A 23,408-nucleotide genomic window follows, 5' to 3' on the forward strand; every position below is an offset into this window, starting at 1 on the left:
CTGGGCAAGTTGCACGTTTTTGCGGCATGGACACAGCAAGCGGCAGCTTTGCACCAAACAAAACTATATGAAGGTTGAGCTGGTTTTGCTGCTATCTAAAGGCAAATAACAGGCTGACCAATTCAGAAAATTTTAAAGCCGACATTTATACCATAAAACAGATGAATACTCAAATATTTTTACAGTAACTGTCGAATTAAAGGATGGCTATTATACCCTGAAATGAGCGCTCTATGTTGTTGATTGTTTAATAGTAAAGATTAATTTTTAGTTGTAAGTTATAACAAAAGTCAGTAAAGTTGCTGTTATATATTTAATACAATCTGTTAATACGCTAGTATTACTGTAAATCTATGTATCATTACCAATCTATTCTGATTCTGGGTAATGATTTTTTGCTTATTTGCTCAGATAAATTACTGCTCATGCGGAGTCAAAACATGTCATATACATCATTACCTACTTCCAAGCTATTTCAGTTAACAGCGCTCACATTATCATTAGCTCTAGCAGGTTGTGGCGGTGGTGGTGACGGTACCGATACTATCGCGCCAAAGCCAGATATTGGATTGGTTACAGTAATTCCAAGTAATCAAGAATCAGGTAGTGAGGAAGAGTCAACTATTAAGGCAAGTGAAATATATATATTGTCTAATTATACTAGTATTAATGTGGATATGGCGAAAGATGCTTCTATAAAAATAGAGGCTCTAGTATTAGATGATAAAAACGGAGTGGTAAATGATAAGACGGTTACCTTTGCAGTCACTGATCCCAAAGCAACAGGGTTATTCAGCACTTCTAGCTCTAGAGTAACTACTGATGAAAAAGGGAAAGCGGTCATTGAGTTGCAAGCAACAAACACGTTAACTGCAGCACAGCGTGACTTTCTTATTAAGAACGGTGTAACAATAAGAGTCAGTGTTGATGGTGTTCAACAATCTCTTACACTATTTGGAGTAGAAGGTAATACGAACACACAAAAAGATGATGTTTATGATGTGTTTATTGCCTCTGATAAAACCGAATTGCTAACTGGTGCAGACACGGCAACGATAAATATTAGAGTAACTGATAAGAAGGGCGGTATTGTCGCAGGTGTCCCTGTAGTTATCGGCATTACTGATGCTGCATTATATGGTTTATCTTTAGATGGTTCTTCTAATCAAGTTACTAATGCAGAAGGGTTGATTACCGTAAAGCTGATACAAAGCAGAGCTAATGTTGATTCACAAATAAACCATGAAAGTCTACTAACAGTATTAGTTAATGACGAAGAAAATAGCATTGTTGAGCAAAGTTTCCCTATTATAGTTTCTGGTACGCGAGCAAGTAATGTTATTTCTTCTAAAAACATGGTGAGTAGTGGGGAAAGCTTTGCTGTATCTGGGCAGATAATGGATGGTGCAGCAGAGCCTATCAATCGTGCAACTGTATTATTGTATAATAACAATGTAGAAGTAGGAAGTAGCAGCACTGACAGTAATGGTAACTTCAGATTTGACTTAAATACAGCTGATTTAAATGTTTCAAATAATGATAGTTATGTATTTAGTATTGAAATTAAAGGTGCTGAAAATACTCAACGTATTTCTGATATATTAACTGTAGGATCGGCTATCAAATCAAGTATGAACTTTGAACGAACAAATGATATAGAGGTGGATACTAGAAAGAAAGTAATATTAAGTGTTCCTGATGCTGATGATGGTGACTCTGTTATTCTTGTCACAAACAAAGGCAAAATCTATCAAAATGAAAATGAAAATCAAGAACAGGGCAGTTCACGCCGTGTATTTACAGTGTTAAATAAGAAATTAGAGTTCTATATTGAATCAAGTGTTCCTGATAGCGCTACTATTACTGCTACGCATAGAAGAACAAACCAATCAGACAGTATTAAAGAAACGGTATTGAGCTTCGTCTCTGTTAGCCCCACCAAGTTGCTTCTACAGACTGAGCGTTCAGTACTAAGTGTTGGCGGGTCAACGCAAGTGATCGCTCGCGTATTAGATAGCGATGATGCACCGGTGAAAAATGCAATTGTCCAGTTTACGACTACTAAGGATGCATCTGGGGGTAGTCTAGGTCAAGGTGTCGCTTATACTGATAGTAGTGGTTTAGCGAAAGTAGTTTACAATGCCGGGCAGAACCCAACAAAAACAGAAGGCGTTGTCATTGCAGCTGAAGTGCGGCTAATTGAGCTGCCAGATGGTACAGAAAAGCCAGTAAATATTAGTCCTGTAGAAGCGAAGATTTCGATACAGACTAGAGCAACATTTATCAGTTTTTCCTTTGCGGATAAGATATCTGCTGGTGACCGTGAAGTTTATTATTTCCAAAAAGGCTCCATTAGCGTATTAAACAGCACAGGTAAGCCAGCAATCAATCAACCAGTATCTATTAATTTAAACCCTAGCAGTTACGGTAAAGGTCAGTGGAGCGTATTTAGAAATATTACTCTTGATAAAAATGTATGGGATCGTGTCCCATATATAAGCTGTCCTAGTGAAGATACAAATAATAATGGTATTTTAGATTTAGGTGAAGATGTGAATGGGAATGGTCAGTTAGACCCAATTAACGTTGTAGCAGTACTTGACAAAGATGGTAACGAGGTTAGTTCTAGCCAAAACTTTAATTTTATAACAGATGGTGCTGGTAAAGTTGATTTTTCAATACGCTATCCGAAAGAATATGCAGAATGGTACCAGGCCAAAGTTACTGTTAATACAAATGTAGATGGTAGTGAGTCACAACAGTCTCGCTTAATTAGTTTTCCAGTCCTGATAGACGATGTTGATATTAATGTTCCCACACGTCCAAACTGGGTGAGTCCATTCGGTACTAATCCTAGTTGTAGCAATCCTAATTAGAATGAGTTGCTTCTTCTTATTACATGATTAAAGGTGCCCTCAACCCTACGTTGGGGGTTTTTAGTTTGTCCTTTAAAATAACCAAATCACCTTAAATAATTAAAAACAACTAACTCGCTCAGCAAAGTATTGCAAAAAGGATTAAAATAACCGGTTTACTACGCTGTCAGCAATTTTTCAGCAATAAGTCATCATTTTTTATATTGGGCGAATTATGTCAGACAATACTAAAGCGGTTTCATTATCGACCATAGCTTCTCAGAGCAAACAAACACCTAGCGCTATTGATACAGCCACGCTGCTCATCAAATGCAAAGATCAGGCAGGTATCGTACAGGCAGTCTCTGAATTTATTCATCGTTATGGCGCTAATATTATTACGCTTGATCAGTATTCAACGGCGCATGAAGGCGGTCAATACTTCATGCGTTTAGAGTTTGCTTTGGCAGGATTGAGCGATATTATCGAGAATTTTGAAGCCAGCTTTGCGCATACGGTTGCTAAGCGCCACGATATGGATTGGCGTCTACATAATAATGCAACGAAGACCAAAGTCGGTATTTTGGTATCTAAGTTTGATCATGCGTTGTTAGATTTATTATGGCGACATCAGCGTGGACTGCTCGATTGCGAGATTACTTGCGTGGTCAGCAACCATCCTGATTTAAAGCAAGCAGTACAAAATTTTGGTATTACTTTTCATCATGTACCAGTGACAAAAGACAATAAGGCAGAGGCAGAAGAGCAGATTCATAAGCTGATGGCAGGTAACGACTTGCTAGTATTGGCGCGCTATATGCAGATATTGTCATCAGACTTCGTCAAGCGTTGGCCGATGCAGATTATCAATATTCATCATTCTTTCTTGCCAGCGTTTGTGGGTGCAGATCCTTATCGTCAAGCTTACGATAAAGGCGTTAAGCTTATCGGCGCAACTGCGCACTATGTCACAGCTGAGCTTGATCAAGGGCCTATCATCGAGCAGGATGTACACCGTGTGACGCATCGCCAAGGGGTGACAGAGCTGCGTGCTATCGGCCGTGATATCGAACGCAACGTATTAGCACGTGCTGTAAACTGGCATGTGCAAAACCGTGTGATTGTGGCAGGTAATAAGACAGTCGTATTTAACTAAGAAGAATTAGTAGTGAGTCTGCTAAGAATATAAAAAGGCGGTCAGTAGCAACAGTTACTAACCGCCTTTTTTTGAACATATACTTTATAGGAGCATTTCTAAGACGAACTTGCTACCAACAAAGCCAATGGCTAATAGGATAAAGGCATAAATAGTGATATTGGCCGCACGTTTACCTCGCCAGCCTGCACGCCAATTACCGAATAGTAGCACACCAAATAATAACCACGACAGTAGACTAAAAACAGTCTTATGCACGATATGTTGCGCCATCAAGTCTTGTACATAGATAAACCCAATTCCTAGTGCGATACTGAGCAATACAAAGCCTACCAACAGCATATCGAATAATAAACTCTCCATACTTTGCAAGGAAGGTAGTTTATTGACCCAAAAGCGGTGAATGGTATGATGCTTGAGCTCACGTATTTGTAGACGTAAAAATAGCGCTTGTACAGCCGCCATCAACAGCACACAATAGGCAGCTAATGATAATATGATATGGATTTCAAGCCCGATACTGACGTCAGTGAGCGGTTGATAAGGGGCGCGGCCGATATAACCGACAGTCATACCTATCAGCGCAGTGGGTGCAGCCAAAATGCCAAGGCTAAGAATAGGGCGGTATAAACAGAACAGCAGATAAAAGAATAAGAAAAATAAACTGGTCAGACTGATGATATTAAATAAGTTGAAATTTAAACCATACAGCGTCACAACGTATGGATATAGCAGTGCCGCATGTGCAGCCATGCCAACCAGCAATAAGCCCAAACTGAGGCTTTTGTGGATAGGTTTGTCCTGAACCAGCGCCCAACCAATATGGATGCTGACTAAGACATAAGCCATGCTAGCAAGTAAGAATGCAAAGTGCACAGATAAAAAGCCTCATCTTATACTGAGCATAAACTGCCGCTCAATGTATCGCTAAAGTGGTATTATCAGAATGATTAGAATAATCGTCCAATTTATCATAAAATGGGTGCCAATTGAGCACCATCTTGCTTATAACTTATAAATGATCGGCAGTACTGCATAGCGCAAAACATAAAATATGTCATCTATAAAAAGTTGACTACAATTATAATCGCTGTGTCTTTTGCGAAACGACTATAAGTTTTGAGCCATGTTAATGCTATAGTATTGATAATATAATTCTTTTATTATGTTCCTTGTCATGCAATATCCTAATATCTTATAGCGTATCCTAATATTATTTACGAACCATTTTAATGGTTTGATTTAGAGTTATTTTAATTGCGTATTATTTAATTGAAAACCATTTTAATTGAGAGTTATTTATGTTTGATACCTTAACAGAACGCTTATCGTCGAGCCTACGTAACATCGTCGGTACCGGACAGTTGACCGAAGACAATATCAAAGACACGCTACGTGAAGTGCGTATGGCGTTGTTAGAAGCCGATGTGGCGTTGCCTGTCACTCGTGATTTTGTAAAACGCGTAAAAGAACAAGCGCTTGGTGCCGAGGTGCTAAAAGAGTTAGCGCCAGGTCAAGCTTTTGTCAAAATCGTACACGACGAGCTGACCGAAATGATGGGCAGTGCCAATCAGCAGTTAGAGATGACAGGCAAACCGCCCGTTGTCTATTTGCTAGCAGGCCTGCAAGGTGCGGGTAAAACGACTACAGCTGGTAAGTTGGCCAAATATCTACAAGAGCGTCAAAAGAAAAAAGTCATGCTAGTCTCTGCCGACGTTTATCGTCCAGCGGCTATCAAACAGCTTGAGCAAGTAGCCGGTCAGGTGAATGCTAAGTTTGTGAACTCAAGCACAGATGAGAATCCAATTGATATCGCAAAGCGTGCGATTGAAGAAGCCAAAATCCAATATCAAGATATTCTGATCATTGATACCGCTGGTCGTCTACATATCGACGATACCATGATGGATGAGATTAAGGCGCTAACTGCTGCGGTTAACCCATCTGAGACGCTATTCGTCGTCGATGCCATGACGGGTCAAGATGCCGCCAATACCGCAAAAGCCTTTAATGATGCGTTGCCATTGACAGGTGTTATCTTAACCAAGACTGACGGTGATGCTCGTGGCGGTGCGGCGCTTTCTGTACGTGCTATCACGGGTAAGCCTATTAAGTTCTTGGGCCGCGGTGAAAAACTAGACGAGCTAGAGCTTTTCCACCCTGAGCGTATCGCGCAGCGTATCCTTGGTATGGGCGATGTACTGAGTCTGGTCGAAGAAGTTGAGCAAAAGATTGACCGTGATAAAGCCGAAAAAATGGCGAAAAAGATGCAAAAGGGCGGTGACTTCGACCTTGAGGATCTATTGACCCAGTTCCAGCAGATGAAGAGCATGGGCGGTATGGCAGGTTTCTTGGATAAGATGCCTGGTATGGGCGGCTCAGACATGCAAAAAGCAGTCGAAGATGCCAAACCAGAAGAAAAAGTTCGCGAAATGGAAGCATTGATCAACTCAATGACGCCATTTGAGCGTAAAAACCCTGATAAGATTAACCCAAGTCGCAAGCGCCGTATCGCAGCAGGTTCAGGCCGTGAGATTCAAGATGTTAATCGTCTGCTCAAGCAGCACAAGCAAATGGCAAAAATGATGAAAATGATTTCAAAGCCTGAAGGCATCAGTAAAATGATGAAGTCTATGCAAGGCCTCATGGGTGGCGGTAGTACTGGCGGTGGCGGCGGTCCATTGTTTGGTGGCGGGCAGCAAGGTGGTGCTAAGGACGTGAATCCAGAACAAATGGCCAAGCAAATGGGACTGGATCCAAATAACATGCCAAGCACCGAAGAGATGCAAAAACAAATGCAAGAAATGCAAAACCAAGCACCAAAGAAGTTCAAAACCCGTTTTTAGATAACGATTAGTTATTTTTAAGAAGTTTGATCAAAGCCCCAAAGCCAATAAAGCTTTGGGGCTTTTTATCGTTATCAGTTGTAGATAAACACTGATGGATAAAGTGTGAAAAATATAGAAATTAATAAAATTCGTGTACCCTAAATGCTATGATAGGCGCTGCTTCACTCTGTCTAGATTATTACAGGACATGAATGATAGATCGTTATTAAAAATTATTAAAATCTGACAAATCAATTTAGAACGCCAAAAGTAAAAGCCGAGGTTGTGATGTTTTTAGCAATGGATACCGTGTTCGACCAGTGTTCGATCGCGATTTTAGATTCGAGCGGACAGGTACTATCGAGCCATACCGAAACAGGTAAGCGTCAGCAGACTCAGCAGATTTTACCGATGATTGATGCTGCATTGTCTGAGGCACAGTTACGTCTTGCTGATATACAGGCTTTAATATTTAATCGCGGGCCGGGTGCGTTTAGTGGTATCCGTATTAATACGGCAGTGGTACAGGCTCTGTCTGTAGCGCATGACTTGCCTTGCGTTGGCGTCTCAAGCCTGCAAGCAATCGCACAATGTGCGTATCAGAAATACGGGCTGACACACCTATACAGCGCCCTTGATGCTCGTATGCAGCAAGTTTACTTTGGGCAGTATGAATTGGTAACTGACGACCAATTAGGTTATAGCATTATGCAGCCAGTCTTGGCTGATTGTGGCGATAGCACTGAGCAACTATTAGATTATGATAGCCAAACAGAGCTCAACCTGCCTATCGTTGGTAATGGCGCGCCGCTATTGGCACGACATGATCAGCAAGACTGTCATGAAGATGTTTGGCCAGATGCTGTTGTCATTGGGCAGCTTGGTATTGCCCAGTTTGCAAACGATGGTGGTACAGAAGCGTCACAGGCATTACCAAAATATCTACGTAATCAAGCTTGGAAAACACTTAAAGAGCAAGGCAAAGCATAGCTTTATAAATATACTTTTTGCAGCCAGCTTTTTAGTGTTTAGCAAGCGCATACCAATATAAAATCAACGTTAATATAGGACAGCCAATCGGTCTGTTTTTAGGCCAGTTTTTTAGGCCAGTCTGTTTCTAGGAAAGTCACTGTGGATATAGTTTTATTCGTTCAAGCTGTCATCATGGGTATCGTTGAAGGTATCACTGAGTTTTTACCCATCTCTAGTACGGGATATTTGATTTTATCAGCAGATGTGATGGGTTTCTGGACTAAAGAAAAAGTCGATTTATTTGTCGTGGTGGTACAGCTTGGCGCTATTTTAGCAGTGATTTATGACTATTGGGGTAGGTTATGGCAAGCGCTGATGGGCTTGCTGACTGGTAAATCAGAGGGCATGACCAATCCTAGACAGCTAGGACTGAGTCTGATTGTCTCTACTATCCCTGTGATGATTGTTGGTTTTACTTTTGCCGATGAAATCAAAGCTTATTTGTTTAATCCTATCGTCGTTGCCATTATGCTCATCATTGGCGGTCTGCTGATATTTTACGTGGAAAAGCGTCCTAAAACGGTCATTGCAGAAGAAGCGGAAGATGTCAGCATAAAAACTGCGTTGATGATTGGTTTGTTCCAATGTTTAGCTCTTATACCAGGGACGTCACGCTCAGGTGCTACTATTATTGGTGCGCTGTGGTTAGGTGTCTCACGTAAGGCTTCTGCTGAGTTTTCTTTCTTTTTGGGTATTCCTGTCATTGTAGGCGCGGCACTGTTGGATTTACTCAAACATGGTGACGTACTGACCAACAGTGAAGATTGGCTAGTGCTAGGTATCGGAACCATCGTATCATTTGTAGTAGCGCTACTTTGTATCCGCTTACTTGTGGCATGGGTAAGTCGCCGCGACTTTACTATTTTTGCTTGGTTGCGCATTATCACGGGTGTTATCGTGTTGGTCGCCGCTTGGGGCTTTGGTTATCAAATGGCTGGCTAGATTTGCGTTATGATTTAACACGCCAGTAATTTATAGTGAAAATAAGCAGCAAACAGGATGATGGTTATGACCGATGTGCCCCAAACGTATGACGAGACAGGTGCTGTTGTACATTGTCAGTTATTCTACGTCAATGACAGTCAGCAAGCACAGATTGAGAGCCTACAGTCATTGATAGCTGAGCATACATTATCAATTATCTTAGATATTAAAGTCGCTACAGAGAAACTCACTCAAAAGCGCCGTCAGCAATTGAGCCAAGCATCTACTCAGCCTATTTTATTATTAGATGATAAAGATAAGCTATCATGGCTAAGTGATGGGCTTAGTGTGGCACCTGAGTGGGATAAGTTGCAGCGCCGTGTAGTGAGTGCTGGCCGTAAGTCTGAGCTGCTATTACAAGCCGCCAAAATCACATCAGATAGTCACGTTATTGATGCAACTGCTGGCTTTGGGCATGATAGTTTGATATTGGCCAGTACTGGTGCCCAAGTCACTATGCTTGAGCAGCAGCCGTTGATGGCATTGCTGTTACTTGCAGAGCAGCAGCGTATGAGTGCGCTACCCAATTGGCAAAAGCTCATGAGCCGTCTACAGATTATTAATGCTAATGCGCTCAGTTATTTTGCGAATTTAGAAGCAAGCACCGCAATAGACGATGCTATGGCAATCGATGTCGTCTATTTGGATCCGATGTTTCCAGAGGATAGCTATCAAGATAGCAAAACAGGTAAAGGGGCAAAAGTCGGTAAGCATATGCAAGCACTGCATCAATTGGCTCGTCCACCAACTTCAGATGAAGAGCGACAACTGCTAAGTAGGGCGCAGGCCGTTGTCAAACAAAATACGCAAGGCCAAGGTCGCGTAGTCGTAAAGCGTCCACATTTTGCACCGCTGCTTGCTGATGAGCCAGCTAGCGAAAGCTGGCATAATGAAGCCGTACGCTTTGATGGGTATTTTGTCTGATAGCTGCTGTTTGTGATAACGAATGTACGAGTATAAATGTACGCAATTAATCAGCTTATGTGTTCAAAATTAATGGATTAAGGAGCAAGGAATGTCAGCGCTAATTATTTGGGTCATGGGTGCAGTTTTACTGTTGATTAATATCATGCTGCGTACTCGAATTCTTCGGCTTGAAGCACGGTTAAAAGAGCTGAGCAATCCACAAGAGCAACTGACATTTTTACGTCAACAAGCAGCCAAAAAAGACAAAGTCCCAGCGCTGAAAGCATTACGCAAGCAATATCCTGAGCTATCACTGATCGAAGCGAATAAATTGTGGCAACAAATTCAGTAGCCAGACCATTAAACTTAGTAATTAGTCTATTAAAACTAAGCAACCAGCCCCTTCAAAAATCAATTTAGTTGTTCTGAGCTAAATATATAAGCACACATAAAAAGTATCCAATTAATGATAATAAAAAACCATGACATTTAAAGACAAGCTACAAGCCTACATCCAGCTAACCCGTTTTGATAAACCAGTCGGCATTGAGCTGCTCCTATGGCCAACGCTTTGGGGCGTACTACTTGCTGCAATGGGTCAAGCGCAGCAGCAAGGAATGACGGCAGCGTTGCCAAGTATCAAGGTGTTCGCAATATTTGCCCTTGGTGCAATATTTATGCGAGCGGCTGGTTGTGCGATCAATGACTTTGCGGATCGCAAAGTAGATGGTTATGTGACTCGCACTAAAGGCCGCCCGTTAGCAGATGGACGCCTATCTGGCAAAGAAGCCGTCGCTGCATTTTTAGTGCTGGTGCTGTTAAGTGCCAGTCTGCTATTTTTCTTACCTATAGCTGTATTCTACTGGTCGCTTGGTGCCGTTGTATTGGCGTTTATTTATCCATTTATGAAACGCTATACGCATTTGCCGCAAGTATTTTTAGCAGCTGCTTTTGGGTGGGCGATACCGATGTCCTATGTGGCGGTGCAAGGCGCTCCCGATATTTGGTGTTGGCTGCTATTCTTAGCTTATATGTGTTGGACAGTGGCCTATGATACCCAGTACGCCATGGCTGACCGTGAGGATGACTTAAAGATTGGCGTGAAATCAACAGCGATACTATTCGGTCGTTATGACGTGATTATCATCTCAATATTACAGATGCTATTTTTGCTAATGATGGGCGTGGTTATGTGGCATTACTTTGCCCCGACCACATTAGGCGTAACACCGGTATTTGGGTTGGCGCTTGTTGCGATGATGTTTGCCAAACAAAATAGCGCTTGTGCCAGCCGTAACCCTTTGGCCTGCTTTCAGGCGTTCTTGGCCAATATCTGGGTAGGGCGCTATGTGTTTGCGCTCATCGCAGTCACTTGCATATGGACGACGCTAAATGGATAAGTTCGATAAATTGCCGAGATTCAAATTAAAGAAACTGTCTGATACGAATGCGTCAGTCGTAGACTATCAAGCTAAACTTGCCGAACATGGTCTGACTCGCGAGCAAGTTATCGCAACTGAACGTAAACTGGCGAAGTTTGCCAATACTATGGATTCGCTAGTACGAGTGCCTTTTACCAAGCAAGGAATGGGTGCGGATGCCGCGCTTTCGACCATTCCACTCGCAGGAGATTTAGCAGGATTGGCATTGACCAGTTATGCATTTATATTAGGACGTCAGTTGGGTGTGCCCGCTCATAAAATGACGCCAGCGGTTAGATTGGCACTTATTGATATGGTCGTTGGTATCGTACCTGGCATTGGTACGCTATTAGATATTTTTATTCGTCCTAGCCGTAAGACATTGGGTATCGTGCACGAGCATCTACACCATGAGTATGGTATTACCGAAACCATGCATATGGATCGACCGTTTTTGCACCAGTCACTAGAAGACAAGCAGCAGCAAAGCCGCTTTGGGTTTTTTTGGCGCAATCCAATCGTTGCTTGGCTGTATTTGCATATCCCTGATTTTCTTGGACTGATAGTCATTGTATTTGTCGGTTGGGGGCTGTGGACAGTGATAAGCTGGTTGGTCGGGGTGTTTGGTCAATCGACTGGGTTTGGTTAAATACAATCACTCATAACCCATTAGACAGCTTAGTAGAGACAAGTCAGTAGAGAATAATACACAGAAACGAAAAAGGCGGCAATGATAATAACGTTTGCCGCCTTTTTTATGATTTTAAATCGCGTATTGAAACAAAGGCGACCTCAGACTTTATTCAGTGATGACTTCTGCTTCAGCACTGACGGCATCAAAGCTAGTCACTTTATTGTTTCGGATAAGGTCGATAGTGCCGCCACCAGCATGACTGACCAGTTGGATGCTACCGTCAGCTGATTGATAGGTAGGATTATTGCCTTGGCCTTCGGGTGCGCTTAATGTCATTTTTGGCTGGTTGGGGCGAGTAATGATCGCGTTAAGCATACCAGCTGCCGACGTCTCAAAGACCACGGACAAATTCTCACCTGCTGCACTCTTATAACGGACATCAGTGATTTGTGCGCCTTTGATAGCTTGTTCTGGATTAGGTTTTTCAGCGCTAGCATTTGCCATGGACGTAGTATCACTAAGATCTTTATCTAATTCTGTTAGGTTCATATCACGTTCTGAATCAGTCTGCGCTACATTTTGAGCATCATCTACGTTGCTATCTTCAGCTGCATCAACGTTGATATTGGTCGTTACTGGCGTGGTTTGCGTTGAGGTCTCAGCTGTAGTTGTATCAGTTGCTTCAGGTTCTGGATCTTTTTGACAAGCAGTCAGTAGCAACAGACTGAAGAAAATAGCAGGAGCCGTACGATAAAGCAGTGTAGATTTTCGTAAGTTTAGTACTTTTGGAAGAGAAGTATTCATAATCAGCTTTATCCGTTAATAGCGCTCTACGTAAATGGGGCAATTGGCAAGGGTCAATCTGCTATTTATTGACAGTATATTATTACGTATTTACCGTAATCACCAGCTTACGCTGTCCGCCATATTCTTGTAGGTTTCTATGCTCACATAAATAAATCCCTTGCCACATGCCTAGACCTAATCCACCATCGACAAGCGGTATAGTCAAGCTTACCCCAAGCATCATGCTTTTGAGATGCGCTGGCAGGTCGTCTGATCCTTCTAAGGTATGGCGATACTCTGGCTGATCTTCTGGTGCGATTTTATTAAGCCAATCCTCTGTATCTAGTCTGACATCTGGATCGGCATTTTCATTGATCGCAAGACTGGCTGACGTGTGCAGCAAAAACAGATGAACCAACCCTACCTTGGCAGAGTGAGGTAACAGCTGAGAAATCGCTTCTTTAACCTTCGGAGTGATGATATGAATGCCGCGCGCATAAGTAGGTAACGTAAGAGTGGTTTGGTAATAGCTCATAGAATATATCTCATTATTAGAGTCGACATTAAATTAAGATATCATAAGACAGTATGAACTATGAAAATCGTTGCTGTTATTTACACAAGAGCCATTTATTCTTAAACAAGCGGCGTCTGTAGCCGTGTACGATTGGGTGATAAGCGTGCGAGCATCGTCTCTGACAGTGGTGCGAATGAGCCTAGCATCATATCTGCTAATGCTTCAGCACAAATAGGTGCCAATGCATAACCTTTTGCGCCCATCGCACTCATTGTCCATATTCGCTGACTGTTTGCCAATTGTCCAACGATAGGATGGTAGTCAGGCGTCTGAGTGCGAATGCCAGCTCGTCCCTGCCACAGACTCGTATCCGCTGGAATAATAAATGCCATTTCAGGAATAGCATTGATGAGCTTGTCTCGGCTAATTTGATGCTCTTCAGGACGTATATCGGTATTTGTATCATTGCGGATAAAACTCGCGCCAAGCAATAAATATGGCTTGTCAGCGACCACGGTATTTAACTCATCATCTCCACTCTGTGCGTTGAACCGCGCACAGTAACCACTATATTTAAGCGGTATTTTAGGCAGCTTAGCGTACTGCTCAGGGGTTGGCGTAAACCAAGACAGCTGCCCACGAATTTTACGGCAATCAAAAACACGCTGATCCAATTTATGACTTTCATAAGCCGCGCAAATGACGATATTATCAGCAGTTATAATGATAGAGTTATGGTTTTCATCAATACCTTCAATACGAACTTGCTGCTCAGTCTCGTTGATTTTATTCACTTCTAACTGCTGAAAGTGAATGAGTGGATGAGTCAGTATGATGTTTTTTAATGCTTGCGGATTGACCAGACCAGACTGCGGTAAGTACAAGTTCTCTGATAAATCTTGCTCTTTTAGGCCGCTAGTAATCTGTGCTTGCTCATGCGATAGGGTGGTTGCCATCTCGTCAGGATAGTCGGCAATTTGTTCCGTACCGATATTGGCTTTTATGAGTAAATCAAGGGCGCCAGTCAGTTCAAGTACCGGTGCTGTATTAAGCTGTACGGCTGTTTGATTAAGGCCTCGATATAGCCTGCTGCTATGGAGATAGCCTATGGTATGCAGATGCTCGTCAACATGGTGAATCGGCGTCATTTTGGGCGCAAGTAATGCTCTAGGATTGCCCGATGCACCTGCTAAGGGCGCTGATTTATCTAATAAGATGACGGTAATACCGCGATTGGCAAGCGACCAAGCTGTGAGCAACCCTGAGACACCTGCACCAATGACGACAGTGTGATCGAATGTGCTATAAGTCGTTTGCTGCTTCGCCTCGTGGCTTTTATTATCACAACTTTTATCATCGCTAGTAATGTCACTACTGTCCGCATCAATCATGAGGGCCGTTAGCATTTCTCGTTTTCGACCGAAACCTCTGACTTTCTTAATTTGAAAGCCATGCTCTCTTAGTCCGCGCTTGACGATACCTGCACAGCTATAAGTGGCGGCAGTCGTATGAGGGCATGATAGGCGCTGCATTTGTGCAAAGATACTGTCAGCCCACAAGGTGCTGTTGCAAGAAGGCGCAAAACCATCCAAAAACCAAGCATCAATATAAGGCGTATGCTGGCTAGAACGGTCTAATGCCAGTTTGCTTAGACTTTCTGCTGCATCACCAAGCCAGATATCGACGGTTAAGTTATCATGAGAAAAACTTAAACGATGACAGCCTGCAATTAGGGGCGGATATGCAGCCAACAGGGGCTCAATAAATGCCATTAGTTCAGGTGCACGCTCACCCCATAGCGCAAGTATCTGGGTCAGATCTGCTAGCGGTATAGGGAACTTTTCAGTAGTAATAAAGTGCAGGCGAGCCGTTGCTAATTGCGGATTGGTTTCACGTAATTGTCGCCACAATTGCCATGTTGCTAGTAGATTAAGCCCAGTTCCGAAGCCTAGCTCAGCAATCGTAAAGCATTGCTTTGGTGCAAGATGTACTAAACGCTCTGGTAACTGATTGTGCTCTAGAAACACGTGACGCGTTTCTGCCAAACCATCTGCATGAGAAAAATACACATCTCCAAACTCACCTGATACTGGCACCATATTGCCAGTATCATCCGTTTGCCAGTCAATCTTGGCAGGCGTGATAACGTTTAAGTGTTCAGGGTTTTGATGGTTAGCGGTAGACATGAGGCACTTCTTAGAAATATCAGAAACGGAAGCTCAACGATCAGCAGTGACGGATCAATGATATCGACATTTGGTCAGACACAGCGAAGTAGAGTAATGCAAGTCAGTGCGAGCACAGTATATGCTACCAGCGCTCACGGCGGACAAATACTAACCACGAGACAAAAATACCGACTAATAGACTGATCAAAACGGTAAACGCACCGTATAGAAACAATTGTCCTTTACTTTCGTAAACCAAGACATTTACTTGAGTCTGTAAATCGTTCACTTGACGCTGTAGTTGTGCATTACGGCTGAGCAGTTCTTGATTGGCAGCTGACAATGCTTTAGTAGATGGTTGCAACTGTGCCGCCAAGGTATCATTGATATCTAGCGCTGAGTTTTTTGTTGGTAAAGCGCGCGGCGCTACTGGCCCAGTCAACGGCAGCACTGCTGTCGGATCGGTTGCATCGACAGCAGGTGTTATGGGCGCAGCAGGTGCAGCCTGCGCCGAAACGGCTGTCACTAACATGAGACCAATCAGGGCACTTTTGTAGCAACAGGTAGGTGAAAAAGAGACTCTCTGAATCACGATGCAGCTACTTGATTGTTGCTATCAGTTGGTGCTGGCAATGCTTGAATAAATGGTTTGATATCGACATGACTATACACGCCATCACGTAGATAAGGCTCATCGTTTGCCCATGCTTGAGCCGCTTCGATAGAGTCAAAATCTGCAATGATTAAGCTGCCTGACATATCATTCTTGCCATGCTCGATAGGCGTTGGACCTGCGATAACGAGGCGGCCCTCTTGATGCAGCGCTTTTAAACGTTCAATATGTTCAGTACGAGTAATCAGACGTTGTGCACTGCTATTAGCCACGTCATGACCAATGATTGCAAATAAAGACATGAGACTTCCTTAGTGAATAATAAAAAAGTAATGATGAGCTTATGTGGGCTTAATATAAACGTCATAGCAATAAAATTGTTATTTCTACTATGACAAGGCAACAGAAATTATTTAGTGGCTTTGTCTGTTAGGGCAGGGTTGAGATGCTTTTTCAACACGGCAAATTGAGCTACGACAAACACTAGCATAATTGGAATCCAGCCATAGGTCTTAAAGTTGATCCATGCTTCATCTGACATTGTGAACGCTGTGATATAATGCAGTACAGCCATTAGGGCAAAAAACAATGCCCAAGCAACGGTCAGCTTTTTCCAGCCGCTAAGCGTCAGGGTAAATACCTCTTTCATAGCAAGCTGCATCAATGGCTTATTAATAGCGGCACTGACGAATAGTGTCAATGCAAAAATACCATTGATAATGGGCGACTTCCAGCGCAAATAAATATCATCACGCAGCAGTAATGTGCCGCCGCAGAATAAAATCGTTAATAATAAGACAACCCATTGCTGCTTATCAAACTTACCTTTTTGACGAATAAAATGAATGGCGTAAACGATAATAGTGGCGACGAGCAAAGCCCCTGCCGCTGCTAAAATACCGTTATAACGCGCCGCGATAAAAAAGGCAATTAAGGGAATAAAGTCTAATAATGCTTTCATAGCAAAGGGTGTATCCAACAAAAACGTATGGGGTAGTTTACACGTCTACCGCACCAAAAAAAAGCAATCAACACGATAATCATGCGATATACGCGACCTACAGAGTAATACTTTCTTATTGCGCCTGATGACCATGCCACTGGCCAAATATAAACACGAATACAGTAACGATAACTGCTAAATCTACAGAATGAGCAAGACAAATCACAATACTCATAATCGTAACAATGACTGTCTGCTACCTAACTTTTATTCTACTTTTATTTTATTTAACACTTTAAGGCTCAGCTTATGAAAATTGACTTACATTGCCACAGTACTTGTTCAGATGGTACCTACGCACCGACCGAGGTCATACAGCGTGCCCATGCAGCGGGCATCAACGTATTGGCATTGACTGACCATGACACGCTGGCAGGGATTGATGAGGCAAGAGACGCTGCCAGTGCCTGCGATATGCAGATTATTAATGGTGTTGAAATCAGTTGTGAACATACGTTAAGCGGTGGTTACGGAAAGAATAAATCCACCAATAAAATTATTCACGTACTTGGACTGGACTTTACTGATCGCGAAAAAATGCACGCAACGCTGCAGCAACTGCAAGACAGTCGAGCCACTCGTGGTCAGCGTATCGCTGAAAAATTGAGTGAGCTATTAGATATTAATTATGATGAGCTATGGCAAGCAGTGCTCGATAAAGCAGGCGGTAACCCTCAAGCAGTCGGCCGCGCCCATATTGGACAGGTATTGTTTGAGCGAGGTGAAGTCAAAACCGTTCAAAAAGCCTTTGATAAGTACCTAGCAGATAACAAACCTGCTTATGTAGCAATCGAGGCATTGACGATGCAGCATGGTATCGAGCTGATTCATGCTTGCGGCGGCAAAGCGGTGCTCGCACATCCCACGCGATATCAACTATCAGCGACACGCGTGCGTAAACTAATCGAAGAGTTTGCGCAGCTTGGCGGAGATGCTTGTGAACTACCAGCCACTAGTGAGCCAATTAGTACTCGCAGAATGGTCGACCGTAGCATTGCTGAGCATGGTCTTTCGGCATCTATTGGTAGTGACTTTCATGGTAGTAACATGCCTTGGCGACGTTTGGGCGATGTTCCTACTTTAAATGATGATCAGCAAGGGGTTTGGGAGTCTTTTGCAACGCTTGCTTAATGAGCAGGATTTACCTTTTTACAGTTACTTCTAATAAGGTTGTTTTCAATAGCGATAAGGCCTTATTTATCATGATGAATAAGGCTAGGAATGGGTAAGTAAACAAAATTGCATTCATAGAGAAATTATTGGGAAATAAATGCGTAAAATAGATTGATAATAAGGCAAGAACTTGTAACACTTGATATGAAAATTTCAGAGCGGATAGTATGCTTTGGCTTTGATTTTAGCGCTTATATATTCAACGTATTTATACCTTTTAATGTATTTACACTCTCTGCGGTAGCCCTTCTATGGCTGTATCGATATCCCATCTAGGTTACAACAAAATCTCTCAAATGATTTTTGAGTGGCAGGCCGCTGACCGAACATCGCTGATGGCCTTATTTATCGTATTAGAAGTGTCATTGCATTGGTTCTGGTGCTTATATGTTTGGTGGCAGCAAGATGCGCTAAATACCTATGTAAATATACACTATCTATATCCATTATGGCTTGGGATTAGCTTTGTCGGGCTGTTCTTTTTGTGCATGGTCAAAGGCTTATTTCACTCAAGCAATGACAACGACATTGTCTTAAGCAGATGGCAGATAGCTTTGGTTTTGGTTTACACCGCCTACATTTCTACTGTTATTGTGATGATAGGGTACAGCAGTCTGTTTGCAGGCGTGTCGCTCGTCGGCGGCGCTATGCTTGGCATGATGCTGATCAAACGCCGCTATGCTTGGCGTATGTTTTGGCTGCATATTATTTTGATGCTATTAGCGATCATGTCACCTTACTTTGGTATCAGTCTGCCTAATTTACGCCAATTGACCGTCATTCATCCCATGCTTGAAAGTCATAACTATCTAACTTACAACGAGATTATGGCTGCTGAAAATGCGGTTGCTGCGTTGGCTTTTGAGAACAATGTCTTAAACTGGGATAGTATCAGCGAGCTACAGCGTTCATCCGCATTTTTTTGGCGGTCGACTCATTTATATTTAGCGCTGCCAAAAGCGATTTTTATTGTTTATATGTTTCGTGCTTTGCTATTGGTGTTAGATGATAGTCGGTTTGAGACCCTTCTACATGCCAATCAGGACGAGCTTACTCAGCTTAAAAATCGTCGCTACGGTTTGAAAAAGATGAAGTATGCTTTGGCTACTGTGCGAGAATATCAAGACTTAAGCGTCATGCTGTTAGATTTGGACTGGTTCAAACAGATTAACGATAACTATGGTCACGATGTAGGTGATCAGGTTCTGATTGAAATCTCGCAGACGCTATCGCAGTCGTTAACAGATAAGACTATTATCAGTCGCTATGGCGGCGAAGAGTTTTTAATTGTCCTACCAGACACAAAGCATGATAGCGCTATGATGATTGCCGAACAATTACGCCTAAATATTGCTGAGCATGTCATGAAGATTGAAGGTCTGGCTGATTTTAATGTGACAGCAAGCTTTGGATTGTATACCTTAACTCATGAAGAGCGAGATTGTATCGCGCAAGGCTACAAAACGATCACACAGCAAAAAACTGTCGCTCAAACGTCACCTCTTATCAAGCCAATTGCTACTCAGCGCGCGGAAAGCAAAATCGCTTTAATGCAAAAGCTGCCTAGTGATATTTGCCAGCGGCTTATTAGCACAGCGGATAAGGCACTATATGAAGCCAAGCACCGTGGTCGCAATCAAGTTGTCAGTGCAAATGAGATGTGGGCCGAAAAAGAAGGCGGTAAGCAATCGCTTTACAAAAGCCGCTAGCCATTAATTTATTAACGATCAGCCATGCCACTAAGACTTTGTAAGTATTATCGGTATGGCTGATATTTTATTGATTGGTTCAATTGAGGCTTCGATTTAATCCAATCAAGATGCTAATTCCTGCACTAAACTTGCGAGCACACTTGTGGCAAAGCTACCCGTCGTCAAAGTAAAGTTTAATACTAGCGTCTGATCGTCCGACCATTCCCAGCTTAACGCCTCAATCGGTAGGCGTAGCGCTCGTCTTTGCGCCTTAATATCGCGCTGCTCTAATCCAGTTGCTAGTTGCATGAGTAGTGGACTGTGTTGTACTACCTCGGTCTCTAAATCTGCAGCGCTACCGATGACTTTATCGTTACCCGTACCCCATAGCACGGCAGTTGGGTGAATATCGCCATTATCAATACGAGCATGCAACGTATCATCTAGTGTTTCACTAGTGAATATCGATCCTGAACCATCTAAATTAAACACCTCGCCTGCTAGGCCAGTGTTCCAGCTGCCATTACGCACTCGCGCTGCCAATATCTCATTAAATATCAAGCTACGTGCAGCAGACAGTTCCATCGTATTTTGCTCGCGCGGGGCACGCTTACGTTTGCTCTTTTTTGGTTGTGGACGCGGCTCTCGCGGTGGACGAGCAAACAGTGATAAAGCCTCTCTGACGTTATTACCCTGACGACCAAAACGCTGTGGACCAAAATAATTGGGTACGCCGTTTTCGCCAATGCGCGTTAGGTGCTGCTCGACGGCCTCTTTTGCAGATAGTAGTTGCTCGGGTGATGCGTTACTTCCGTCACAAACATTTTCGTCACTAGCGCTCGCAAACTGAATATCACGTAAAGTAATAACAAACTGATTGGCACGGTGCGTACCGCGATTGAGTTTTTTATTGTGCCAGTGCTGCGCAAGGATAGTGACAGTCTCATTTTCACCGATGTCTACTGGTGCAAACTCAGTAGGCGGCAATTGCTTCTTTGGTATGCGCAAACTAAACCACTGAGTCGTCAACGCGTGACGATCCTTCAACCCTGAATAACCAACATCACGCAATGGAATGTCTGCCCACTCTGACAGTAGTTTCGCCAGATAAGCGGTATTTATGCCTGATTTTTCGATATGTAGCCATAAATGCTCACCTTCACCAGTGAAGTCTAACGGCAATAGCTCATTAACGATAAAATCAGTCGCATTGGATTTATAAGTCGCTTGCTGTATCGGCTGCAAACTTGGCTGTGGCAAATTTGCAGTATCTGTACTAGTGGCAATATCAACATGAGCTAGGTCAATTTGCTCACTGGCTGCTTGGTCATTAGTTTTTTGTTCATTGCCATTTTGGGCAACAGCTGTTGAGTCAAGAGTAGCAACTTGGCTATCTAAACTATCTTGAGAAGTAGTAATGATTTCGTTTTGGTTATCTTGAGAAGTCATAGGGTCGTCTTTTATTTTGTTTATTAATAATGATTAGAAGTAAAAGGAGTGCGGAAAGCAAAGTCGCATAATTACGTTTTGCAACGCAGCAAACATACAAAAAAACATCGTGTGCACGGAGCTCTTGCTACTATCAATGCATAGCATATTAAAAATAATAGGATAAGTTGAATTTGTCTGGTTGGTTACGGTCATTTTCAACCTGCTGTCATTAGACATCATTATAACTGTTAAGGAAGCATTATGACCGACGCAACGATCAACACCGTCACCATTAGTAAAGCGGATATCCCAAGCGGTGGCATGAAATCATATAAGCAAGAAGACGATAGTATCATCTTAATCACTCGCGATGACGATGAGTTCCATGCATTCGATGGCAAATGCCCACATGCGGGTGCAGACTTGGGTAATGGATTACGCTGTGGTAATCGGGTAGTCTGTCCTTGGCATCATGCGACTTTTGATAGTCGCGACGGCTCATTATTAGAGCCGATAGCGACTAAAGGTTTGACCCAGTATGAGCTGACTTATGATGGTGACAGTTTAACGGTTGATACCTCAGCTCAGGTAACGGGGCAAGTCGAAAATGATAAATTGACTGACACCCATACTATTATTGTTGGTGGTGGCGGTGCAGGATTTATGACAGCCGACCAGTTGCGTCAGGGTGGTTATGGCGGCAAGATTACGTTGATTAGTAAAGATGATAAAGCTCCTTACAACCGACCTTTATTATCCAAAGCATTTTTGGCAGGTAAGATGGACGAGGATAAGCTGCTCTTGGGCGGTGCTTACTGGGCGGATAACAACAATATTGAGTTACGCCTTAATCAAACGGTTAACGAAGTGCTGCCTAATGAATCGACCGTCGTCATAGAGGATAATGATGGCAACGGCGAGCGACAAACTGCAGACTTCTTGGTCGTCGCCACTGGCGCTAAACCAAACTTGCCACCTATCAAAGGCGCTGACATAGATGGCGTATATACGCTACGCAGCATGACAGATGCCAAACTAATTAAAGCGGCTAGTCATGATCAGCGCGTGGTGATCATTGGTACAGGTTTTATCGGTATGGAGACCGCTTCGGCATTAGCACAAGCAGGCACGACAGCTTCTATTACAGTGGTTGGACAAGGTAGCCGTGTGATGGGCAATATTGTCTCTGAAACGGTGAGTAACGCCTTAATTAAGTTACATGAAGAGAAGGGCATCAATTTTGTGTTTGACGCAACCGTCAATGAAATTACTAAGGTTGATCGTCAAGTGGACAAGGATGGAGATAACAATAATCAAGCTTTCTCAAATGTAGGCGGTGTCACGCTGGCGAATGGTGAGCATATTGATGCCGATATCGTGATATTGGGTACTGGCGTGTCTCCACGTACAGAGATATTGAGCGGAGTTAACGATCTAGATGGCGTACAAGTCGATGCGCATCTACAGCTGCGCGATGGCGTTTATGCGCTGGGTGATATCGCTAAAGCCACCAACCAGATGGGTCGCATGCGTATCGAGCATTGGCGCGTGGCGCTGCAGCATGGCATGGTTACAGCTGCTGCAATCCTAAATGACGACAGTATTGATTCATTAGAGGCGCGTATTCCGTTCTTTTGGACCATGCAATATGGCAAGAGCCTACGCTATAGCGGTCATGCCGAGACACCAGATCACAATATCCTATTTGGTACGCCAGATACGCATGATTATATCGAATACTACTTCGATGATGAAGGTGAGGATACACGAGCTAGTGCAGCAAGTACGCTTGGACGTGATAAAGAGCTGGTTGCCTTCTCCGAGCTATTACGCCGTGGTCATGCACCGACGCGCGCGCAGCTTAATGCAGGTCTTGATATTATTGAGCAAGCCCATGCATTATCGCGCTAGTACTATCAAGCAATAATTATTAGTATCTGGGGCATGTCACAATTAGCATATGAATACATTTAGTGGTCTTAAAATGGCTAAATTTTGCTAAACATCGTCAGAAATCTTGCAAATATGTTCATATTAACAGCAATTTTTTCCTCGTTTATCTACAATTTTTCTCATTTTAAGCTGCATAATCTAATTAATGACATACCCTAAACTGGCTTAGTGATCTAAGTCAGTTTTTTATGTAGTCAAATCCATATAAATCCGCTACATCGTTAACCTTGTTAAGTATACTAATGTATAACTTGAAT

20 protein-coding genes are annotated in these 23,408 nt (G+C 42.9%); 12 read left to right on the forward strand and 8 right to left on the reverse strand.

All coding sequences use genetic code 11. The features are described from left to right. Positions 1-440 precede the first annotated feature (440 nt). Together JMX96_RS09345 and purU are read left to right on the forward strand one after the other, a co-directional pair. A complete protein-coding gene (locus JMX96_RS09345; protein WP_201568770.1) occupies positions 441-2,876 on the forward strand; it encodes an Ig-like domain-containing protein in 2,436 nt (811 codons plus the stop codon). A 214-nt stretch (positions 2,877-3,090) separates the two neighbouring features. Beyond that, positions 3,091-4,011 carry a formyltetrahydrofolate deformylase gene (purU, locus tag JMX96_RS09350; protein ID WP_227677004.1) on the forward strand — a complete coding sequence of 307 codons (921 nt, stop codon included), beginning with the start codon at positions 3,091-3,093 and terminating at the stop codon, positions 4,009-4,011. An 84-nt stretch (positions 4,012-4,095) separates the two neighbouring features. Here purU and JMX96_RS09355 read toward each other — a convergent pair whose 3' ends face one another. Then, entirely contained in the window at positions 4,096-4,860 is a 765-nt protein-coding gene (locus JMX96_RS09355; RefSeq protein WP_370587212.1) for an inner membrane protein YpjD, read from the reverse strand. Positions 4,861-5,312: 452 nt separating this feature from the next. Between JMX96_RS09355 and ffh the strand changes: the two genes are divergently transcribed. The 7 genes from ffh (at position 5,313) to JMX96_RS09390 (ending at position 11,831) form a co-directional block, all read left to right on the forward strand. Then, entirely contained in the window at positions 5,313-6,857 is a 1,545-nt protein-coding gene (gene ffh / locus JMX96_RS09360; protein ID WP_201568772.1) for a signal recognition particle protein, read from the forward strand. Positions 6,858-7,127: 270 nt separating this feature from the next. Further along, positions 7,128-7,829, forward strand: coding sequence for a tRNA (adenosine(37)-N6)-threonylcarbamoyltransferase complex dimerization subunit type 1 TsaB (tsaB, locus tag JMX96_RS09365; RefSeq protein WP_201568910.1), 702 nt, complete (start codon positions 7,128-7,130; stop codon positions 7,827-7,829). A gap of 141 nt (positions 7,830-7,970) precedes the next feature. Further along, positions 7,971-8,813, forward strand: a complete 843-nt coding sequence (locus JMX96_RS09370; protein WP_201568773.1) for an undecaprenyl-diphosphate phosphatase — start codon at positions 7,971-7,973, stop codon at positions 8,811-8,813. A gap of 66 nt (positions 8,814-8,879) precedes the next feature. Continuing rightward, positions 8,880-9,779 carry a class I SAM-dependent methyltransferase gene (locus JMX96_RS09375; RefSeq protein WP_201568774.1) on the forward strand — a complete coding sequence of 300 codons (900 nt, stop codon included), beginning with the start codon at positions 8,880-8,882 and terminating at the stop codon, positions 9,777-9,779. Between the two features lie 91 nt (positions 9,780-9,870). After that, positions 9,871-10,113, forward strand: coding sequence for a hypothetical protein (locus tag JMX96_RS09380; RefSeq protein ID WP_201568775.1), 243 nt, complete (start codon positions 9,871-9,873; stop codon positions 10,111-10,113). A 130-nt stretch (positions 10,114-10,243) separates the two neighbouring features. Further along, positions 10,244-11,161 (forward strand): 4-hydroxybenzoate octaprenyltransferase, encoded by a 918-nt coding sequence (ubiA, locus tag JMX96_RS09385; protein WP_201568776.1) that lies wholly within the window; start codon positions 10,244-10,246, stop codon positions 11,159-11,161. After that, positions 11,154-11,831, forward strand: coding sequence for a DUF4112 domain-containing protein (locus tag JMX96_RS09390; RefSeq protein WP_201568777.1), 678 nt, complete (start codon positions 11,154-11,156; stop codon positions 11,829-11,831). The genes ubiA and JMX96_RS09390 overlap by 8 nt, the downstream gene beginning before the upstream one ends. Positions 11,832-11,981: 150 nt before the next feature. Here the strand turns inward: JMX96_RS09390 and JMX96_RS09395 are convergent, their stop codons facing one another. From JMX96_RS09395 to ispZ, 6 genes are all read right to left on the reverse strand, one after another. Next, complete coding sequence (locus JMX96_RS09395) at positions 11,982-12,620, reverse strand: hypothetical protein (RefSeq protein ID WP_201568778.1); 639 nt, start codon at positions 12,618-12,620, stop codon at positions 11,982-11,984. An 82-nt stretch (positions 12,621-12,702) separates the two neighbouring features. Continuing rightward, complete coding sequence (locus tag JMX96_RS09400; RefSeq protein WP_201568779.1) at positions 12,703-13,137, reverse strand: secondary thiamine-phosphate synthase enzyme YjbQ; 435 nt, start codon at positions 13,135-13,137, stop codon at positions 12,703-12,705. Between the two features lie 101 nt (positions 13,138-13,238). Next, entirely contained in the window at positions 13,239-15,305 is a 2,067-nt protein-coding gene (gene mnmC, locus JMX96_RS09405; protein ID WP_201568780.1) for an FAD-dependent 5-carboxymethylaminomethyl-2-thiouridine(34) oxidoreductase MnmC, read from the reverse strand. Positions 15,306-15,429: 124 nt separating this feature from the next. Next, positions 15,430-15,819 carry a hypothetical protein gene (locus tag JMX96_RS09410; protein WP_201568781.1) on the reverse strand — a complete coding sequence of 130 codons (390 nt, stop codon included), beginning with the start codon at positions 15,817-15,819 and terminating at the stop codon, positions 15,430-15,432. 56 nt (positions 15,820-15,875) lie between these two features. Continuing rightward, complete coding sequence (locus JMX96_RS09415; protein ID WP_201568782.1) at positions 15,876-16,202, reverse strand: YciI family protein; 327 nt, start codon at positions 16,200-16,202, stop codon at positions 15,876-15,878. 107 nt (positions 16,203-16,309) lie between these two features. After that, a complete protein-coding gene (ispZ, locus tag JMX96_RS09420; RefSeq protein ID WP_101205812.1) occupies positions 16,310-16,861 on the reverse strand; it encodes a septation protein IspZ in 552 nt (183 codons plus the stop codon). Positions 16,862-17,152: 291 nt separating this feature from the next. On the opposite strand from ispZ, the gene JMX96_RS09425 reads away from it, so the two are divergent. Further along, the gene (locus tag JMX96_RS09425; protein ID WP_201568783.1) at positions 17,153-18,034 is read left to right on the forward strand and encodes a PHP domain-containing protein; all 882 of its coding nucleotides are present in this window, start codon (positions 17,153-17,155) and stop codon (positions 18,032-18,034) included. 293 nt (positions 18,035-18,327) lie between these two features. Then, on the forward strand, positions 18,328-19,785 hold the full coding sequence (locus JMX96_RS09430) for a sensor domain-containing diguanylate cyclase (RefSeq protein ID WP_201568784.1): 1,458 nt from the start codon (positions 18,328-18,330) through the stop codon (positions 19,783-19,785). A 105-nt stretch (positions 19,786-19,890) separates the two neighbouring features. On the opposite strand, the gene truD is transcribed toward JMX96_RS09430, so the two are convergent. Next, on the reverse strand, positions 19,891-21,216 hold the full coding sequence (gene truD / locus JMX96_RS09435) for a tRNA pseudouridine(13) synthase TruD (protein WP_201568785.1): 1,326 nt from the start codon (positions 21,214-21,216) through the stop codon (positions 19,891-19,893). A gap of 243 nt (positions 21,217-21,459) precedes the next feature. Between truD and JMX96_RS09440 the strand changes: the two genes are divergently transcribed. Beyond that, positions 21,460-23,109, forward strand: a complete 1,650-nt coding sequence (locus tag JMX96_RS09440; RefSeq protein ID WP_227677005.1) for an FAD-dependent oxidoreductase — start codon at positions 21,460-21,462, stop codon at positions 23,107-23,109. Positions 23,110-23,408 lie beyond the last annotated feature (299 nt).

The sequence above is a fragment of the Psychrobacter sp. JCM 18900 genome (assembly GCF_904846625.1).
Taxonomy (GTDB): domain Bacteria; phylum Pseudomonadota; class Gammaproteobacteria; order Pseudomonadales; family Moraxellaceae; genus Psychrobacter.

Excerpts from the sequence above, each read along its gene's own strand:
- JMX96_RS09355 (WP_370587212.1), bottom strand. The coding sequence starts at position 4,860 with ATGGCTTATGTCTTAGTCAGCATCCATATTGGTTGGGCGCTGGTTCAG.
- JMX96_RS09345 (WP_201568770.1), top strand. The coding sequence starts at position 441 with ATGTCATATACATCATTACCTACTTCCAAGCTATTTCAGTTAACAGCG.
- JMX96_RS09430 (WP_201568784.1), top strand. The coding sequence starts at position 18,328 with ATGGCTGTATCGATATCCCATCTAGGTTACAACAAAATCTCTCAAATG.
- tsaB (WP_201568910.1), top strand. The coding sequence starts at position 7,128 with ATGTTTTTAGCAATGGATACCGTGTTCGACCAGTGTTCGATCGCGATT.
- truD (WP_201568785.1), bottom strand. The coding sequence starts at position 21,216 with ATGACTTCTCAAGATAACCAAAACGAAATCATTACTACTTCTCAAGAT.
- ispZ (WP_101205812.1), bottom strand. The coding sequence starts at position 16,861 with ATGAAAGCATTATTAGACTTTATTCCCTTAATTGCCTTTTTTATCGCG.
- JMX96_RS09375 (WP_201568774.1), top strand. The coding sequence starts at position 8,880 with ATGACCGATGTGCCCCAAACGTATGACGAGACAGGTGCTGTTGTACAT.
- JMX96_RS09400 (WP_201568779.1), bottom strand. The coding sequence starts at position 13,137 with ATGAGCTATTACCAAACCACTCTTACGTTACCTACTTATGCGCGCGGC.
- ubiA (WP_201568776.1), top strand. The coding sequence starts at position 10,244 with ATGACATTTAAAGACAAGCTACAAGCCTACATCCAGCTAACCCGTTTT.
- mnmC (WP_201568780.1), bottom strand. The coding sequence starts at position 15,305 with ATGTCTACCGCTAACCATCAAAACCCTGAACACTTAAACGTTATCACG.
- JMX96_RS09390 (WP_201568777.1), top strand. The coding sequence starts at position 11,154 with ATGGATAAGTTCGATAAATTGCCGAGATTCAAATTAAAGAAACTGTCT.
- purU (WP_227677004.1), top strand. The coding sequence starts at position 3,091 with ATGTCAGACAATACTAAAGCGGTTTCATTATCGACCATAGCTTCTCAG.
- JMX96_RS09410 (WP_201568781.1), bottom strand. The coding sequence starts at position 15,819 with ATGTTAGTGACAGCCGTTTCGGCGCAGGCTGCACCTGCTGCGCCCATA.
- JMX96_RS09425 (WP_201568783.1), top strand. The coding sequence starts at position 17,153 with ATGAAAATTGACTTACATTGCCACAGTACTTGTTCAGATGGTACCTAC.
- JMX96_RS09395 (WP_201568778.1), bottom strand. The coding sequence starts at position 12,620 with ATGAATACTTCTCTTCCAAAAGTACTAAACTTACGAAAATCTACACTG.
- JMX96_RS09440 (WP_227677005.1), top strand. The coding sequence starts at position 21,460 with ATGACCGACGCAACGATCAACACCGTCACCATTAGTAAAGCGGATATC.
- ffh (WP_201568772.1), top strand. The coding sequence starts at position 5,313 with ATGTTTGATACCTTAACAGAACGCTTATCGTCGAGCCTACGTAACATC.
- JMX96_RS09380 (WP_201568775.1), top strand. The coding sequence starts at position 9,871 with ATGTCAGCGCTAATTATTTGGGTCATGGGTGCAGTTTTACTGTTGATT.
- JMX96_RS09415 (WP_201568782.1), bottom strand. The coding sequence starts at position 16,202 with ATGTCTTTATTTGCAATCATTGGTCATGACGTGGCTAATAGCAGTGCA.